Raw genomic sequence first — 18,028 nt, forward strand, 5'->3', positions numbered from 1 at the left:
TTCTTAGTCTCTGCCTGTTCGCATTATTGGATCTTGGTCGTGAAAACCAATACAAATCGGTATATTATTTTGCACTTCACTACGTACACTTATAAAACTACACAGCGTTTTAGCAATTAAATATAAAGTGATACCGATTGCTTTTTCACTTGTGTCAAAGCCATTTTCATTATACATATCCGCTAATTCTACAGACTCCGGTCCCTCAACATCATATGTCCATTCAGAAGCCCAATCATCATCCTCTTCTTCAAGTGGAGCATACTCCTCACAAATATAAAACTGACTAGTCCACTCGTTATCAAGGTCATACTCAAAATAAATCGCTTTTGCTTCTTCATTAGTAGCCATTTCTACAGCTGCATCCAAACCTACTCGCATACTTACCTTATATGACTCTACATCAATTACTTTAATTCGTTCTGCATATTCTGTAGACGCCAACATGCAACAAATATCATAATACTTCGCTTCTATTTGCTCTACTGCTAACGAAAAGACATCCTCTTGCATCTCTTCTAAATACTGAAATATATCCACACTAAATACTCCTCACTCTTTACGCACTCCAATGCGATGGACGAGACAATAATTTCGGTAATTTCGTATGTTTGTCCCCTCTAGCAGCATTAACTTGAACTTGCGTCAGAAAAATACTATTAGTAAAATCAGCCCCGCGAATATCTGCATCTCGCAAATCTGCTCCGATGAGATCTGCTCCTCTTAAATCTGCACCATTTAAGTTAGCTGCAATTAAGTAAGCTCCTCTTAAATTTGCACCTTGTAAATTTTTCTTTTTCAGATTCGCTCCCATAAGGTCTGCTCCGCGGTGAATGATTCGTTTCTTACGCGCAGTATCCATTTCCTTCCATACTAATTCGCTCGTTTCTAAAAGAAGAATGTTCACCTCTGCCCTATGCATTGGAACATTTATTTTCATTAACTCATCTGGATTTAAATTCGAAAGTCGCTCTGTCTCCTCAATTGCGGTCTCCAGCTCTTTATGAATTGGCTGTGTTGCCTTTAAAAGAATCGCTTCATTCAAATACCAAAGCATTTCATGAAGTTGATGCATAACCGGAAAAGCATCGTACATTTTTCTTGCATGCTTTGCATCTTTCCTCCAATCAATCCCTTTAAACGTACCCTGAGAAATCTTCTGCCCAGCACCGAAACACTCAAATACTGTACAACCTTTATAACCTTTTCCTCTAAGATTTTTATGTATACTACATTTAAAATCTGATTGTAAGTTGGAACATGGTTTACCACCATCTTTATTCACTGCAAAATCTACCGATGCTGCAAACGGTAATGCAACGCAACATAGACCGAAGCATTTTTCGCAGTTTGCTTTTAAATGATCGTTATGATTAGTCAAAATCTATACCCCCTGTTGTCTTTGACTATTTCATAATATTCCAACTGTAATAAATAATCAATTTTAAAATAAACCAGCATCTTTCGTTTCAATTCATAACTTTATCATTCGATTTCCTTTCAATTGAAAAGGACTATTTCTATTTAATGAATTATAATTAAATTATAAATTTTCTAACTAAAAAGGAGACTTATTATGGCACTAGAAATGAAAATAAACTGTCAAATTTGCGATCAATCGCTCGAACAAGATTCTGAAGCATACATTTGTGTATATGAATGTACATTTTGCGCACCATGTACAGAAGAAAGACATAACGTTTGTCCAAACTGCGGCGGCGAATTAGTACGTAGGCCGAAAAAGAAACAATAAAAAGCAAAGCGATATCGCTTTGCTTTTGTTTAGGCATCTGAAATTATATATTTAAAAACTTCACACAAACAGGCTCTGGCACAACAACATCAGATTGTAAAAGTGTTAACTTACCTGTAGATTCATCTCTTGAAAATAACACAAGATTATGTGACTTTTCATTTGTAGCAACAAGGAACTTTTCAGTAGGATCTAATACAAAGTCTCTTGGCCAATTTCCTTCTGTAGATGTATGTTCAACGAATGTAAGCTGACCTGAATTTTGATCTACGCTATAAACAGCGATACTATTATGACCACGATTACCTGCATATACAAAACAGCCGTCAGAAGAAATATGAATCGCACTTCCTTGATTATTTTCATCAAACTCTTCTGGAACAGTAGAAATATACTGTAATTCTGTAAAGGATCCTTCTGTAGGATTATATGTTAACACAATAACCTCTGAACTAAGCTCCGTCATCACATACGCATACTTTCCATTCGGATGAAAAGTAATATGTCTTGGACCACTTCCTGGATTTACAGATAAACGATTCACTTCTATTAATGTACTATCTTTTACTTCATACGTAATTATTTTATCTATCCCTAAATCAACGCCCACTACATATTTTTCATCAGGAGTGTACCCCGCGTAATGTGCATGTGGTTTTTCTTGTCTTTCTTTATTCGGACCTGAACCTTCATGTGCCATAATAGATGAAGCAGGATTTACAGTTCCATTTTCTTCATTTATTTCAAAAGACTCAATCGTTCCTTTATGGTAATTCGCTGTAACTACTGTATGATTTCCACTATCAACACTAATATGACAAGGAGAAGCCCCTTCTACTACTTGTCTATTTTTCGCTTTTAGTTCTCCAGTATGACTATCAATGGAATACGCAGCTACACCGCCAGATTCGCCTTCCTTAACAACGGAATAGAGATATTCATTATTTCGGTTAATCGTTACATATGTAGGGTTATCCAACTTAGCGGCAAGTGTTACATTACTAATTTTTTTTGCTTCTACATCTAGCGTAAATTTATATATTCCTTCGCTATTTTCTTTCGTGTAAGTTCCAACATATCCAATAAACTCTTTGTTATCCTTCATTTTCATAACCCTCTCTCCCTATATTTTTCGTTCATCATGCTTCTTAAAATATTTTATGTTGAAAGAGTATCCTAAAAAATCGGAGTACCTCTTTATACGTTACCATATTTTCTTGGTAAATAGCTTTTAAACCCACTTTTTTTGATACGCTGCTATACTTTCATATTCTTCTTCCAATTGACGGGACAGACGGATATAGATTGGCGTTAAATCTTTATATTTTTCCACACTTTCCATGTTTGGCTCATGATGGAAATCTGCACCTACCATTTCAGAAACTACAGATAATGTATCTATTTCACCTAAACTATATAAACCGAGGATTGCAGCTCCTAAGCAAGAGCTTTCGAAACTTTCCGGAACATATACGTCTTGATGGAAGATGTCCGCCATCATCTGTCTCCAAAGCTCCGACCTTGCAAAGCCGCCTGTCGCTTGAATTTTTTTCGGTTCGCCAATTAACTCTTTTAAAGCGAGAAGAACCGTATATAAATTATAAATTACTCCTTCTAAAACAGCACGGATAAGATGTTCTTTCTTATGATGCAATCCGAGTCCAAAGAAAGATCCTCGTGCATTTGCATTCCATAAAGGAGCTCTTTCCCCTGCTAAATACGGGTGAAACAATAAACCGTCAGATCCAGGATTCACTTTTGCTGCTATTTCAGTAAGTACTTCATATGGATCTTTCCCTAAACGCTTTGCAAGCTCAATCTCTGAAGTACCCAATTGATCACGAGCCCATCTAAAAATCATACCGCCGTTATTCACTGGTCCACCGATTACCCAATGGTCTTCAGTTAACGCATAACAAAAAATTCTACCTTTTGGATCTGTTACAGGACGATTTGTTACAGCACGTATCGCACCGCTTGTACCAATTGTAACAGCCACAACGCCAGGATCTATTGCATTTACACCTAAATTAGATAGTACTCCATCACTCGCTCCTACTACAAAAGGCGTAGAAACAAGTACATTCATCTCTTTGGCAAGCTCTTCATCTAATCCTGTTAAACTGTGCGTTGTTGGAACAAGTTTAGAAAGCTTTTCATCTGTAATTCCCGCAACATGTAAAGCCTCTTCATCCCATTTTAAAGATTTCAAATTAAACATCCCTGTTGCTGACGCTATAGAATAATCAATTACATACTCTTTATATAACTTGTAAAAAACATATTCTTTAATAGAAATGAATTTATAACTTTTTGCGAATAACTCTGCCTGCTCATTCTGTAGCCAAACTAATTTCGAAAGTGGTGACATCGGATGAATTGGTGTCCCAGTACGAAGGTAAATTTCATGACCATTCATATCATTCTTTATTTTCTCCGCCCAGCTTGCACTTCTATTATCTGCCCAAGTAATACATCCCGTTAATGGATTCCCCTTTTCATCTACAGCAATGAGACTATGCATTGCCGAACTAAAAGAGACACAAAGAATATCACTTGGCTGTACACTACTTAATCGTACAGTTTCTTTAATCGTATGTATTACTGCACGAAAAATTTCTTCTGGGTCTTGTTCTGCTGTTTCAGGTGTAGGAGAATATAAAGGATATTCAATTCCATGACTAGCAATAACAGATCCATCAGTAGAAAATAGAACTGATTTTGTACTAGTTGTCCCAATGTCTACACCAATCATATATTTTGAGCTCACCATTTCTTCCTCCTAACAAAAAATTGTTACAGTATCCCACCATAAAAATACATTCCTTTTATCTATTGATAACGTTGTATGCCACAATTATCTAAATAGAAACATCTTTATCTTAAACAAACATATCGAGTAGTAAAACTCCTCCAAAAGCGATAAATGAAAGTAACGTTTCTAATACTGTCCATGTTTTAAATGTTTCTTTCACTGTTAACCCTAGGTATTCTTTTACCATCCAAAAACCAGCATCGTTTACGTGTGAAAACATTAATGCTCCTGCACCTGTTGCAATAACGAGTAACTCTAAATTCACACCTGTCGTATTTTCAACGATTGGTGAAACGATGCCCGCCGCTGTTGTTAAAGCGACTGTCGCTGACCCTGTCGCAATTCGAATTAATCCAGCTACTATAAATGCTAATACAATTGGAGATAGTGCTAAATGCTCAGACATTTGAGCAATAGCATTGCCTACACCACTATCGATAAGAATTTGCTTAAATCCCCCGCCGGCACCAATAATCGCAACAATTGAACCGATTGGTAATAAGCTATCTTCTGTTACCTTCTTAATAGCCTTTTTATCGATACCTTGGCGAAATCCCAGAAAATAAAACGCTGCAAAACATGCAATCAATAGTGCAATGATAGGACTACCGATTAATGTGACAGTCTTCATCAAAGTAGTAGAAAGAGGCACATAAGGAGCTGCTGCAGCTAAAACCATTAACATAACAGGTAACAAAATAACTAAAAATGAAACTCCTATTCCTGGTAATTTCGTTGATTTTGTATTTACACGAATCAATTCTGGCTCATTTTCAGGAATTACACGTTTGTGAATCCATTTCGCAAATATAGGACCTGCAATAATCGCTGCAAAAAATGTAATAATGAGTGAATACAATAGTACCTTCCCAAGATTCGCTTTATAAATACCAATTGCTACAATTGCCCCTGGATGCGGAGGAACAAGGCCGTGTACGACAGATAGCCCAGCAATTGCTGGTAATGCTATCAATAAAATATTTTGTTTCGTTGTTTTATGAATTGAAATTACTAACGGTAGTAATATTAAAATACCTACTTCAAAAAACACCGGAATTCCAATAATAAAACCTGCAATTAACATAGCCCATGGTAAGTTTTTTATCCCAAAGGATTTAATAAAGAACTCTGCCACTTGCATTCCAGCACCTGACTCTGCCATCATTTTCCCTAAAATTGTACCTAATACTAAAATACCTACTAAATGCCCGAGAACACTTCCAACTCCCGTTTCATAAGCACTCACTATTTTATCCATTGGCATTCCAGACATAATTGCTAAAAACAAACTTGCAACCGTTAAACTAATAAACGCATGCCATCTCCACCACGATACCCCTAAAATAACAATTACAATTGATAATAATGTAATAATTAAAAGGTACATATTCATACTCAATCCCCCTTTATGTAAACCCTTTCATAATTACTATATAATGAAAAGAACCTATATAGTTCTTACTTGAGTAAAAGATAGCTTTACATAATGATTTATACAAAAAGAATCTCCCTTATCAGAGATATACTTTAACTCATCTCTCTGATAAGGGGATTTCTCTTTCATCATTATAATGTTATTGTGATAAACGCTTCGCGCGATCAATTTTTCCTTTTTTAAAAGTGAATGACACTTTCATCTCTGCTTTTTGCACGTAGTAAGACTACAAAATCAGGATCCAGTTTAAACGATGAAGTTACTTAGGATTTGTCCTCTCATGAAAAGCAATTTTCGGAAAGCACCTTCACTTTCATGCATTATAATTTAGGAGCTTTCGCCCAATCCGCAGCAAATTTCTCAATACCTTGGTCTGTTAATGGGTGCATAGCAAGTTGCTCGATTACTTTATAAGGGATTGTTGCAATGTGAGCACCTGCCATCGCTACACGAGTTACATGATCTGGATGTCTGACAGAAGCCGCAATAATTTGTGTATCTAATTGATGAACATCGAATAATTCAGCAATTTTAGCAACTAATAGTACACCATCTTCAGAAATATCATCTAAACGTCCTAAAAATGGAGAAACGTACGTTGCACCTGCTCGAGCAGCTAAAAGTGCTTGGTTCACAGTGAAAATAAGTGTAACGTTCGTTTTCACACCTTTTTCAGTAAGATAGCGACAAGCTTCTAATCCTGCTAGCGTCATTGGAAGTTTTATCGTGACGTTTTTATCGCCACCGTTAATTTTAATTAATTCTTCTGCTTGAGCAATCATTTCTTCAGCTGTAACAGCATCTGGCGTTACTTCTGCCGAAACAGACTCAACTTTAGGTACTGCCTGACAAATTTCTGCGATACGGTCTTCAAACTTAACGCCCTCTTTTGCTACTAAAGAAGGATTCGTTGTAACACCAGCTAAAACTCCAAGTTTATATGCTTTTTTTATGTCCTCAAGATTTGCAGTATCAATAAAAAATTTCATGATCAATTCCCTCCAGTTTTTAAACGTTGATGATTTACATGTTTAATATGCTTATCCCGTAAAAGCCCGATTGATGTGGAATAAAGCCCCTACTTATTAAAGTTTCACTTTATTTCTTTTCTACTGCATGTCCGCCAAATTCATTACGCAGAGCTGCTACAACTTTTCCTGTAAATGTATCATTGTCTAATGAGCGATAGCGCATTAATAGAGACATTGCGATAACAGGAGTTGCTGTTTGAAGGTCTAATGCTGTTTCTACTGTCCATTTTCCTTCACCAGAAGAATGCATAACACCCTTAATTTCATCCAGTTTTGCATCTTTAGAAAATGCATTTTCTGTTAATTCCATTAACCAAGAACGAATGACTGAACCGTTGTTCCATACTCTTGATACTTTTTCATAATCGTAGTCAAATTCACTTTTCTCTAGAATCTCAAATCCTTCACCAATAGCAGCCATCATACCGTATTCAATTCCGTTATGAACCATTTTTAAGAAGTGACCACTACCAGCTTTTCCAGCATATAAGAATCCATTTTCTACAGAAGTATCGCGGAAGATAGGTTCAACGATGTCCCAAGCTTCTTGATCTCCTCCAATCATGTAACAAGCACCATTACGAGCGCCTTCCATTCCGCCAGAAGTTCCTGCATCCATAAAGTGAATGCCATCTTTCTTTAATTGTTCATATCGGCGGATAGACTCTTTATAATGTGAATTACCTGCTTCAATTAAAATATCTCCTTTTGATAAAAGTGGTGTAACCTCATCAATAACAGAATCAACAACAGCGTGTGGTACCATTACCCAAAGAATTCTTGGTGTTTGTAATGACTGAACAAGTTCACTTAAACTAGATGTACCTGTAGCCCCGTACTCTTTCATTTCTTCCACTGCACTTGCATTTAAATCAAATGCTGCTACTTCATGTTTATGATCCATTAAATTTTTCCCTAAATTTAATCCCATTTTACCTAACCCAATTAATCCTACTTGCATAATATAATTCCTCCTCAAATTATCTTTTATTAAAAATTCATATCACTACAATCTGGAATACCTTTCAGCACTGAAATGTTAGTATGTACAGAAAGGTATTCACAGTCATAGCTTAAGAATTCAACACATTTTTTGTAATTTGAACAACATTTTCTGTCGTAAATCCAAATAGATTCATGACTTCAGTTCCAGTTCCTGAAGCTCCAAATGTTTCAATTGATAGTACTTTTCCTTCTTGTCCTACATAACGTTCCCACCCGAGAGATACACCCATCTCAAGAGATACTCGTTTCGTTATAGAAGACGGAAGAACGGATTCTTTATATTCGTTCGATTGGCGATCGAATAACTCCCAGCTCGGCATTGCAACGATGCGAACAGAAACTTGTTCTTCTTCTAATTTTGCTTTCGCACTAGCAGCTAAGGATACTTCAGAACCTGTCGCAATTAAAATTACATCCGGATTTTCATTTGTTTGTGTTAATACGTAAGCTCCTTTAGAGAGATTATCTATGTTCGCTTTCGTTTCATTAAACACCGGTAAATTTTGACGGCTCAGTACTAAAACGACTGGACCATCCGTTTGCTGTAAAGCATACGCCCAAGCACTTGCTGTTTCATTTGCATCTGACGGACGGATAACTGTTAAACCAGGAATTGCTCGAAGCGCTGCCAATTGTTCAATTGGTTCATGCGTTGGACCATCTTCTCCTACAGCAATCGAATCATGTGTAAATACGTAAGTAACAGGTAAATTTTGCAGTGCAGCCAGTCGAATCGATGGACGAAGGTAATCATTAAATACAAAGAATGTACTTACGAAAGGTTTTACTCCTCCGTGGAGAGCCAGTCCATTCGCTGCCGCGCCCATTGCATGTTCACGTACACCGAAGTATATATTTCGTCCAGCATATGATTCTACCGCGTACACAGCTTCACCTTTTATATCTGTCATCGTAGAATGAGAAAGATCCGCACTTCCACCGAAAATAGAAGGAATCGATTTCACATAATGATTAATAGCTTCCCCACTTGCAACACGAGTGGAAATCGTTTTTTCAGTATCAAAAGATAGAATGTCTTTCGCTTCAATTAAAACATCACCTGTAATCGCTTTTTCTAATTCATCTGCTAGTGCAGGGTTCGACTCTCTGTATGAGTTGAACTGCTCATTCCAGTCATTTTCTTTTTCAATACCTTTTTGTTTCAGTTCATTAAAATGAGCTGTTACTTCTTCAGGCACAAAGAAGTCTTCCTCATAGTGCCAACCATACACTTGTTTTGTCGCTGTCGCTTCTTCTACTCCAAGCGGATTACCATGTGCTTTGTTCGTTCCAGCAACTTTTGGACTTCCATAACCTATAATGGTTCTAATTTCTATAAGAGTAGGTTGATCCGTATTTTCTTTCGCTGATTGAATAGCTTTTGTAATAGCATCGACATCGTTTCCATCTTCAACTCTTACATATTGCCAATGTACAGATTCTGCCCTTTTCTGAATATCTTCAGAGAAAGCAATGCCTAATTCACCATCAAGTGAAATTTCATTTGAATCATACAGTACAATTAACTTGCCAAGTTTCATATGTCCTGCCATTGACATCGCTTCATAAGCGACACCCTCCATTAAGTCACCATCTCCGACTAAAGCGTACGTATTGTGATCTATAATAGAGTGACCATCCTTATTGAACTTCGCTGCTAAATGCGCTTCTGCCATTGCCATTCCGACAGCATTAGCAATCCCTTGTCCTAACGGGCCTGTCGTCGCTTCAACTCCAGGAGTATGACCAAACTCAGGATGTCCTGGTGTTTTACTATTTAACTTTCTGAAGTTTTTCAAGTCATCAATTGAAACGTCATATCCAGCTAAATGAAGTAAGCTATACAGTAGGCTCGATCCGTGTCCCGCTGATAAAACGAATCGATCACGGTTAAACCATTCTGGGTGATTAGGATTGTGATTTAAATGATTCGCCCATAATACATAAGCCATCGGTGCTGCTCCCATCGGAAGACCTGGATGACCTGAATTTGCCGCATTAATAGCATCAATTGATAATGTACGAATTGTATTCACTGCTAATTGATTTATGTTTTGTGTCATAGTAATCGTCCCCCTACATGCTTTCATGAAAGAAAGTACTTATTTTTCCGTCTCTTGATCTAACCACCATTTAAATCCACTTTCTTGCAATAATTCATTAGACGCATCTGGACCATATGAACCAGACTCATATTCATGAAGTGGTAATAAGTTCTCCTCGAATGCTTCAAGAATTGGTTGTACCCATTCCCATGACAATTCAACTTCTCTCCAATGTGCAAAGAATGTAGCGTCTCCACTCACCGCATCATGAATGAGTCTTTCATACGCTTCAGGTACTCCCACATCCGCTTGCTCACAAGTAAAGTTAATACGCATCGGTTCAATTTCTCCATTTTTCAATGGATTTTTACTATTTAACTGTAATGAAACGTTCTCACCTGGACTAATTTCAATTATTAATAAGTTAGGTGCTGCATTTGGATTACTATCTTGATATTGCTGTTTTAACGTATTTTTAAATTCGATTACAATACGAGTAGACTTTTCTTTCATTCGTTTTCCTGTTCGTATATAAAATGGAACGCCAGTCCAAAATGGATTATCGATCCACAGGCGAGCAGCAACAAATGTGTCTATGTTAGAAGAAGGATTTACTCCTGGCTCCTCTTTATACGCTACAACTTGTCCGCCTTTTATTTCTCCTGAAACGTATTGACCGCGAACGATATGGTTTTGAACGTCTTCTTTTTTCACTTTACGAAGCGTCTCCATTACCTTTCGCTTTTCCTCTCGAATTTCACATGCATTAACCTTTTCCGGCAGATTCATAGCAGTCATCATTAATATTTGTAACATATGATTTTGAACCATATCTCGAATGGCTCCTGCCTGGTCATAATATCCTGCCCTTTCTTCAACCCCAACTGTTTCACTAGCTGTGATTTGTACATTCGCTATATGTTCTTTATTCCAAATCGACTGGAGAACAGGATTTGCAAATTCTAGCGCTTCAAGGTTTTGAATCATCGGTTTACCTAAATAATGATCAATACGGTATATCTCGTCTTCTTCAAACGTGCGACTAAGCTTATCATTCAGCTCACGAGCAGATGCAAGGTCGTGCCCAAACGGTTTCTCAATCATCAGGCGTTTCCATCCATCTGTTTTATCAAGTCCGCTTTCCTTAATATTTAAAGCAATCGTCTCGAAAAATTCAGGAGCAACTGAAAGATAGAACATTCTATTACCTTTTATATGTAGTTCTTCTTCCCTTTCACGAACGACTTGTAATAATCTCTCATAGTCTTCCGGCTTACTCACATCTAATGGACAATAGCGAAAATTATCTAAAAAACCTTCCAGTTCCGGAGTACCTTCTTCCCTCTGACGAGAAAACGTCTCTATTGATTCTTTTATTCTTTCTTGAAAATCTTCGTGAGATACTTGACGTCTTCCAAGCCCGATAACGGATATTTGCTTTGGAAGCTTTTGATCTCTATATAAGTTATATAGTGCGGGGTAAATTTTGCGTTTCGCTAAGTCCCCTGTCGCTCCAAATAAAACAAAGGTCATTGATTCCAATTTCAGTCCCCCTCTTGTTGTATAATCCTTGTCAATATTTTAAAAATGAATTGTACAGAAGCCCCTGTTTTTATAAAAAAACAAAGAGTTATCAAATTCCAATTCCTTTTATACCTTTCGCTTTCTAATTGTCCCCAATATTAATAGTGGCAATTCAAAGCACTTCTACCACAGATTACTTATTTATCGAACCCAACAAACAAATGTATATCCGATTACTTTTAGTAATTAAATAATCTTATGTCTAGTATATTAACCATATAAATTATTATCGTCAATAAAAATGTCTTGCATTACATACTATTTATTTCGTAATGCTTTTCTAAGTGTATTCCTAATTACCATTCATTTTCAAAGATAATGATTGATATAACAAATGTCAGTTTCATCAAAATCTTCAATCATTTTTCCATTAAACTCACGAGCAGACGTTACATGATAACCAAAAGGCTTCTCTATAATAAGACGGTTCAATCCTTTTGTAGCCCACAATCCACTTTCCTTAATATTTAAAGCAATGACATCAAATACTTCTGGTATAACAGATAGGTAAAACATGCGGTTTTCAGGAATGTTTAATTCTGTTTCACGCCTCTTTACAAGACGCAACAAATCTTGATAGTCCGCTATATTCGCTGTATTTAATTGACAATAACGAAATGTGCTAATAAATTCTTCTACTCCTAATTCATCATCAGTAGATCTTCTAGAAAATGTAGCAAGGGATTGTTCTACCTTTGTTTGAAATTCCACATCTGACATTACCTTTCTACCAATACCGATAATCGAAATAGATTGTGGTATATTTTGATTACTAAATAGCTTATATAAAGCAGGATAAATTTTGCGTTTCGCTAAATCCCCTGTCGCTCCGGATAAAGTGAAACTTTAATCAGTGGGGGTTTTGTTCATCCCCACTGATTATTAGTTGAACCAATCGGGCTTTTACAGGCAGTTGCCCCCACCTAACTTCTATGATATCGCTGAATTTTGAGGTGGGGGTCTTACTGCCTGTTAATGCGGGGTAAAAGAAATGTCATTGAATCCATTTGTTCTCTCCCTTTTAAAACAATTGCTAGAATAGAATATATAAGTTCATTCGCTACTTAGCACAATACTGTCTCTAAAACCTCATACTTTACCAATGTTTCTTCAATACAATTTTCCCAAGAGCACGTTCTGACTCACTTATGTGGTGTGCTTTTTTTACACCTTCTACATGTAAAGGCAACACATGCGTGACAACAGGTTTAATCTTCCCGCTCTCAATTAATTCTGTAATAAGAGAAAGTTCATATCCGTTAGGTTCAGTAAATATATGGTCACTCTCAATATTTTTCTCTCTTGATATCTCGGTTTGCGGAATTTTCATACCTTTCGGACCATAAATAGACGCTAACTTTCCATTTGGTGCAAGTACTTTATAACTATTCTTTAGTACATCCCCACCTAACACATCAAATACAATATTGTAATTATGCAAAAGCAAAGAAAAGTCTTCCGTTTTGTAATCGACGACAGTATCAGCGCCTAGATCCTTTACAAATTGCATGTTTTTCGTACTAGTCGTAGTTGCAACATGTGCACCGAAACTTTTCGCTAGTTGAATAGCAAACGTACCTATCCCGCCAGATCCAGCATGAATTAAAACCTTATTACCCTTTTGAACATTAGCGAATTTCACTAAACTTTGCCAACTTGTCAAACCTACTAGAGGGATTGATGCCGCTTCCTCAAAAGATAGATTTCTCGGTTTTTTCGCTACATACTTCTCATCTACTGCCACGTACTCTGCATACGTACCATTTCGTTCAATATCTGGACGACTATATACTTCATCCCCCACTTTACATACTGTTACGTTTTTTCCTATAGCAGCAACTACACCTGCAACATCCCATCCTAAAACGAGCGGGAAGTCATAAGAAATTACGTCTTGAAGTAAACCCTCACGTATTTTCCAATCCACAGGATTTACACCAGCTGCATATACTTCAATCAGTACATCGTTGTCTTCCAATAGCGGTGTCTGCATTTCAATCTCTTGTAGTACACTTTTATCTCCATATTGCATAAGTCCTATTGCTTTCATTCTTTTCACTCCTTTACAAGGCTGGGAAATGCGGTAGCACTTCTTCTCCTAGCTCATCCAATACTTCGTCAGCTGGACGTTGACCATCAAATAGAGCAAGGAATAAATGATTCACACCAATACTTTTATATATATCAAGTAATTCAATTAGTGCCTTACGCCCTGTACGGTAACCTAAACGTATCGGTGTAGGACGTTCATTTGGATCTTCAGATAAATCTAAATGCATCGGTTGTATAAATGGTTTGAATACATCTGGATGATAATCCTCTACTAGTTCTCTCCATTGTCCAATTGCTCCCGCCTGATGCACCGGACTACGTGGATAATACATCCATCCATCTCCATGTTCAGCAAACCATTCCATATTTTGCTGACTAAAACCTGTAATAAAGGTTGGAACACGTTTAGACGGTTTTGGAACTAAATTCGCACCATGAACTTCTCCTAGTGTCGACTGGATAGACGGGAAGTTTTTATACAAAATTTCTTCCAAGTAAGCAAATGCTTCTCTAAACTTTTCACCTCGTGTTTCATGACTAACACCTAACGCTTTGAAATCGGCACGTCTGTCACCGGATGAAACGCCAAGCATAATTCTTTCTGGAAATAGTTGATCTAATGTAGCAATTTCTTTTGCTACACGCAATGGATGACGAAGTGACAACACTGTTGCCGACGTTCCAAATGCGATTTTCTCTGTCTTGCTTGCTAAATACGTCAAATAAATCATCATATCGTAAATTTGACCTGTTGCAGGATCACCAAAATCAGGGTCTTGCAGCAATACATCGCGAAGCCATACACCTGTAAAACCGTATTGTTCCGCTTTTTGTACTAACTCTACTTGTTTTTCCATCGTTGGAGCATGAAACTGATAATTTTCAATCGGAATGTGAACTCCTAACGTAAGTTGATCTTTCGCAAACATACGATTATATCCAAAATGGTTCGCAAACTTTTCCATGTGTTTCACTCACTTTCCCTCATTCATATAAATCTATACTTTTCATATTTCTTCTCAAAATTTATAAGCAACACTGCAACACCACATTGTTGCCGATTGTAATCGTTATAACTTTCTTTGTGCTACGAGTGTTATTATAAATCGGCCATAACATGAATAACAGTACGTACTTTAAAGTGATGTAGGCACTTTAAAGTACCTATACTAAGTGAGTAATAATAAATCATGCTGCAAAAATCACATCTATCCTTTCTTGAAAAAGCTTTACTGTTGCTTTTGCAAATACGTTTCATTATTTCACGTACTTTCCCTTTCTTTATATAAAATTGTTACTAACCAAATTCAAAATATTATACTTATTTTTCGTACTTTGCTATGCTATAACCACAAACAGGAGGTATAAACTATGAAAGCACAAATTATCCATTCTTTTGGGGGTTCATCTGTATTTCAATTAGAAGAAGTTTCAAAACCAAAACTTTTACCAGGTCATGTTCTAATCGATGTAAAAGCAACAAGTGTAAATCCAATCGATACAAAAATGCGTAGTGGTGCCGTTTCAGCAGTCGCTCCTGAGTTTCCAGCTATATTACACGGCGATGTAGCTGGTATTGTTATTGAAGTAGGAGAAGGTGTTTCGAAATTTAAATGTGGGGATGAAGTATACGGATGTGCCGGAGGTTTTAAAGAAACTGGAGGTGCACTTGCAGAATTTATGCTTGCTGATGCACGATTAATTGCTCACAAACCTAAAAATTTAACAATGGAAGCAGCTGCTGCTCTACCATTAGTTGCAATTACAGCTTGGGAATCTTTATTTGATCGTGCAAATATTAAACCTGGTCAAAATATTCTCATTCATGGAGCTACTGGTGGCGTAGGACACGTAGCCATTCAACTAGCTAAATGGGCAGGCGCTAAAGTTTTCACAACAGCTTCTCAGCAAAACAAAATGGAAATAGCCCATCGTTTAGGAGCCGATATAGCTATTAATTATAAAGAAGAATCTGTTCAAGAATATGTACAAAAACATACGAATGGAAACGGATTTGAAGTTATATTTGATACAGTAGGTGGCAAGAATCTTGATCATTCTTTTGAAGCTGCTGCGGTCAATGGAACTGTCGTAACTATTGCAGCTCGTTCAACCCATGACCTCTCTCCTTTACACGCAAAAGGACTCTCTCTGCACGTTACTTTTATGGCATTAAAAATATTACATACAGATAAGCGTAATGATTGCGGAGAAATCTTAAGGAAAATAACGCAAATTGTAGAAGAAGGAAAACTTCGTCCATTGCTAGATTCTAAACCTTTTACGTTTGATGAAGTTGTACAAGCACATGAATATTTGGAGTCAAATAAAGCAATAGGTAAAATAGTTTTGAAAAACGTTTGGTAACAATAACCCGATAATATAAATAATGATTCATGCTGTTAGCTTAATGCGTAGATTAATTGTACAAATGTCAAACAAGGCAATCAAAAATGATCGCCTTGTTCTTTTTTAAATATAATAGTATTTTTCCGATTTCATCAATAGCATGGCCCTTTCCCGAAAAAGAGCGAATCACTCTACTATAGCTAGACCGTATTATTACATTCGAATATTACTTATGAAATTTCACACGCTCTTCGAGTGGTTGGAATTCTTTTTCACCTGGTGCAGCTGTTGGATTACCAAATGGCATTTGTGCAATTAGTTTCCAATTAGCAGGGACATTCCATTCTTGTTTTACCTCATCGTCAATTAACGGATTATAATGTTGTAATGATGCCCCTAATCCCTCTGCTTCTAAACCTGTCCACACGACTAATTGGTGCATACCTGATGCTTGGTGTGACCAAATTGGGAAGTTTTCAGCATATGCAGCAAATTTTTCTTGAAGCGATTTAACGATAGCCTCATCTTCAAAGAATAATACTGTTCCATAACCAGCTTTAAAAGAATCCATTTTTTGTTGCGTTCCTGAAAAATCTCCATCTCCAACTACTTTTCTTAATGTTTCAGTGGTAATATCCCATAATTTATCATGAGCTTCACCAAATAATACAACTAATCGTGCAGTTTGAGAATTGAAAGCGGATGGAGTATATTTCACAGCAAACTCCACGATTTCTTTAATTTTTTCATCCGATACTTGTACCTCTTTATTAATCCCATAGTAAGTACGTCTTTCTTTCAGTGCAGTATAGAAATCTTTTGTCATAATTCCGTTCCTCCTAAGTTTTAATATTCTTCAAAATGATACATCTCGAAGATAATATGCGTTTAAATGAGTTCATTTTTGAATCATTGAACTTCCTAGCACCCATTGCCAGTCATTCTAAATCTAAACACACTGCTTCCTTCAGTTTTCCTAAAAAAAGCCTTATAACATCATTCATAAAATCTAATCATCATTCGGTACTATTTTACCCATTCTCTATTCATGTATCCTGCTTGTTTCATATTTACACAAATATGAAATGTAGCTACTTTAATCACCAAATTCACATTAATTTAGAGCATCTTCAATTACAGCAATTTCGCTCACTCGAACAAAACGATGCAATTTAAAGAACATTGCACAATTAAGTACTACCTGTAAAAGAACCCTCTTAGCCGACTATAAGAAAAAATAATAAAAAGCCAAAAACGAACAATAATATGTTCATTCTTGGCTTTTACTTAACCATCACATTTCCTTTTACTATTGCTTCAAATGATTTTTAACTGCTCTTACTACCAATTCGTGATCTTCTTCTGGTGGTAATCCTGAAACTGTTATCATTCCAATAACCCCTACGTTTTTTATCCTGATAGGAAAGCATCCACCAAACGCAGCATATTCCGAAGTATCTAAAAGATATTTTTCATTATATGAAATTCCAGTTATTTCACTTTGTATCTGCATATAATACGAGCTACGATCATGCAGGGAAACGACTCGTTTTTTACGCTCAATCCATTTCGTATTTTCCGCATTTGTCCCTGTCATCTTGAAATGAAATAATTGCACACCATTTTTCGTTATATCAACAGCAATCAATTTCCCCTCTCGCTTTGCTGTTTCAACGATAAATAAACCTAGTTGCAAGGCATCTTCATTTGTAAAAGAGGAAAATTGAAGCGTTTCCTCCTCTTTTAAAATTTGTTTACTTATTTCATTCAAATTTGAAGTACTCATATCTTTAACCTCCATAATTGTTTTATGCCACACCGACATTTTTTCGAAATTATTAGGCTATATAGTACAACCTTTCAATCAATCTGATTCTAAATAAACTACTGTAACATCTTTGGTAACTAGTAGTACCGTAAAGCTTGTTTTCTTCTTACTGGTGCTATTATGAATGACAT

At 36.5% G+C, this 18,028-nt stretch carries 15 protein-coding genes and 1 pseudogene; 2 read left to right on the forward strand and 14 right to left on the reverse strand.

Annotation, left to right across the window (positions count from 1 at the left end; translation table 11 throughout):
- Positions 1-3 precede the first annotated feature (3 nt).
- Both ACTFSL_RS19195 and ACTFSL_RS19200 read right to left on the reverse strand, forming a co-directional pair.
- Positions 4-540 (reverse strand): hypothetical protein, encoded by a 537-nt coding sequence (locus ACTFSL_RS19195; protein WP_400154763.1) that lies wholly within the window; start codon positions 538-540, stop codon positions 4-6.
- A gap of 19 nt (positions 541-559) precedes the next feature.
- Entirely contained in the window at positions 560-1,381 is an 822-nt protein-coding gene (locus tag ACTFSL_RS19200) for a pentapeptide repeat-containing protein (RefSeq protein ID WP_400154762.1), read from the reverse strand.
- A gap of 195 nt (positions 1,382-1,576) precedes the next feature.
- Between ACTFSL_RS19200 and ACTFSL_RS19205 the strand changes: the two genes are divergently transcribed.
- Positions 1,577-1,753: a DUF1272 domain-containing protein gene (locus tag ACTFSL_RS19205; protein ID WP_400154761.1), complete on the forward strand. Its 177-nt coding sequence runs from the start codon at positions 1,577-1,579 to the stop codon at positions 1,751-1,753.
- Between the two features lie 43 nt (positions 1,754-1,796).
- Here ACTFSL_RS19205 and ACTFSL_RS19210 read toward each other — a convergent pair whose 3' ends face one another.
- From ACTFSL_RS19210 to ACTFSL_RS19255, 10 genes and pseudogenes are all read right to left on the reverse strand, one after another.
- The gene (locus tag ACTFSL_RS19210) at positions 1,797-2,864 is read right to left on the reverse strand and encodes a lactonase family protein (protein WP_440042237.1); all 1,068 of its coding nucleotides are present in this window, start codon (positions 2,862-2,864) and stop codon (positions 1,797-1,799) included.
- Between the two features lie 120 nt (positions 2,865-2,984).
- Entirely contained in the window at positions 2,985-4,526 is a 1,542-nt protein-coding gene (gene gntK, locus ACTFSL_RS19215; protein WP_119683750.1) for a gluconokinase, read from the reverse strand.
- Between the two features lie 109 nt (positions 4,527-4,635).
- Positions 4,636-5,961 (reverse strand): gluconate permease GntP, encoded by a 1,326-nt coding sequence (gntP, locus tag ACTFSL_RS19220; RefSeq protein WP_001057601.1) that lies wholly within the window; start codon positions 5,959-5,961, stop codon positions 4,636-4,638.
- Positions 5,962-6,323: 362 nt separating this feature from the next.
- Positions 6,324-6,992: a fructose-6-phosphate aldolase gene (fsa, locus tag ACTFSL_RS19225; RefSeq protein WP_000667692.1), complete on the reverse strand. Its 669-nt coding sequence runs from the start codon at positions 6,990-6,992 to the stop codon at positions 6,324-6,326.
- 109 nt (positions 6,993-7,101) lie between these two features.
- Positions 7,102-7,995, reverse strand: a complete 894-nt coding sequence (gene gnd, locus ACTFSL_RS19230) for a phosphogluconate dehydrogenase (NAD(+)-dependent, decarboxylating) (RefSeq protein ID WP_001195914.1) — start codon at positions 7,993-7,995, stop codon at positions 7,102-7,104.
- Between the two features lie 112 nt (positions 7,996-8,107).
- The gene (tkt, locus tag ACTFSL_RS19235) at positions 8,108-10,102 is read right to left on the reverse strand and encodes a transketolase (protein WP_135277558.1); all 1,995 of its coding nucleotides are present in this window, start codon (positions 10,100-10,102) and stop codon (positions 8,108-8,110) included.
- Positions 10,103-10,141: 39 nt separating this feature from the next.
- Positions 10,142-11,626, reverse strand: a complete 1,485-nt coding sequence (gene zwf / locus ACTFSL_RS19240; RefSeq protein ID WP_017673871.1) for a glucose-6-phosphate dehydrogenase — start codon at positions 11,624-11,626, stop codon at positions 10,142-10,144.
- Between the two features lie 351 nt (positions 11,627-11,977).
- Positions 11,978-12,514, reverse strand: a pseudogene (locus ACTFSL_RS19245) (glucose-6-phosphate dehydrogenase); the annotation flags it as partial.
- Between the two features lie 250 nt (positions 12,515-12,764).
- The gene (locus ACTFSL_RS19250; RefSeq protein WP_000643793.1) at positions 12,765-13,718 is read right to left on the reverse strand and encodes an NADP-dependent oxidoreductase; all 954 of its coding nucleotides are present in this window, start codon (positions 13,716-13,718) and stop codon (positions 12,765-12,767) included.
- 13 nt (positions 13,719-13,731) lie between these two features.
- Positions 13,732-14,685, reverse strand: coding sequence for an LLM class oxidoreductase (locus ACTFSL_RS19255; RefSeq protein WP_002195683.1), 954 nt, complete (start codon positions 14,683-14,685; stop codon positions 13,732-13,734).
- Between the two features lie 406 nt (positions 14,686-15,091).
- Between ACTFSL_RS19255 and ACTFSL_RS19260 the strand changes: the two genes are divergently transcribed.
- Positions 15,092-16,087, forward strand: coding sequence for a zinc-dependent alcohol dehydrogenase family protein (locus ACTFSL_RS19260; protein ID WP_135277565.1), 996 nt, complete (start codon positions 15,092-15,094; stop codon positions 16,085-16,087).
- Positions 16,088-16,295: 208 nt separating this feature from the next.
- Here the strand turns inward: ACTFSL_RS19260 and ACTFSL_RS19265 are convergent, their stop codons facing one another.
- Entirely contained in the window at positions 16,296-16,895 is a 600-nt protein-coding gene (locus ACTFSL_RS19265) for a nitroreductase family protein (protein ID WP_000158938.1), read from the reverse strand.
- Between the two features lie 483 nt (positions 16,896-17,378).
- Complete coding sequence (locus tag ACTFSL_RS19270; protein WP_135277567.1) at positions 17,379-17,894, reverse strand: heme-degrading domain-containing protein; 516 nt, start codon at positions 17,892-17,894, stop codon at positions 17,379-17,381.
- Between the last annotated feature and the right edge of the window lie 134 nt (positions 17,895-18,028).

The organism is Bacillus cereus group sp. MYBK108-1 (assembly GCF_051917185.1).
GTDB lineage: Bacteria > Bacillota > Bacilli > Bacillales > Bacillaceae_G > Bacillus_A > Bacillus_A cereus.

Coding starts and splice junctions, on each gene's coding strand:
- ACTFSL_RS19205 (WP_400154761.1), top strand. CDS start 1,577: ATGGCACTAGAAATGAAAATAAACTGTCAAATTTGCGATCAATCGCTC.
- ACTFSL_RS19210 (WP_440042237.1), bottom strand. CDS start 2,864: ATGAAAATGAAGGATAACAAAGAGTTTATTGGATATGTTGGAACTTAC.
- gntK (WP_119683750.1), bottom strand. CDS start 4,526: ATGGTGAGCTCAAAATATATGATTGGTGTAGACATTGGGACAACTAGT.
- gntP (WP_001057601.1), bottom strand. CDS start 5,961: ATGAATATGTACCTTTTAATTATTACATTATTATCAATTGTAATTGTT.
- fsa (WP_000667692.1), bottom strand. CDS start 6,992: ATGAAATTTTTTATTGATACTGCAAATCTTGAGGACATAAAAAAAGCA.
- gnd (WP_001195914.1), bottom strand. CDS start 7,995: ATGCAAGTAGGATTAATTGGGTTAGGTAAAATGGGATTAAATTTAGGG.
- tkt (WP_135277558.1), bottom strand. CDS start 10,102: ATGACACAAAACATAAATCAATTAGCAGTGAATACAATTCGTACATTA.
- ACTFSL_RS19250 (WP_000643793.1), bottom strand. CDS start 13,718: ATGAAAGCAATAGGACTTATGCAATATGGAGATAAAAGTGTACTACAA.
- ACTFSL_RS19255 (WP_002195683.1), bottom strand. CDS start 14,685: ATGGAAAAGTTTGCGAACCATTTTGGATATAATCGTATGTTTGCGAAA.
- ACTFSL_RS19260 (WP_135277565.1), top strand. CDS start 15,092: ATGAAAGCACAAATTATCCATTCTTTTGGGGGTTCATCTGTATTTCAA.
- ACTFSL_RS19265 (WP_000158938.1), bottom strand. CDS start 16,895: ATGACAAAAGATTTCTATACTGCACTGAAAGAAAGACGTACTTACTAT.
- ACTFSL_RS19270 (WP_135277567.1), bottom strand. CDS start 17,894: ATGTCGGTGTGGCATAAAACAATTATGGAGGTTAAAGATATGAGTACT.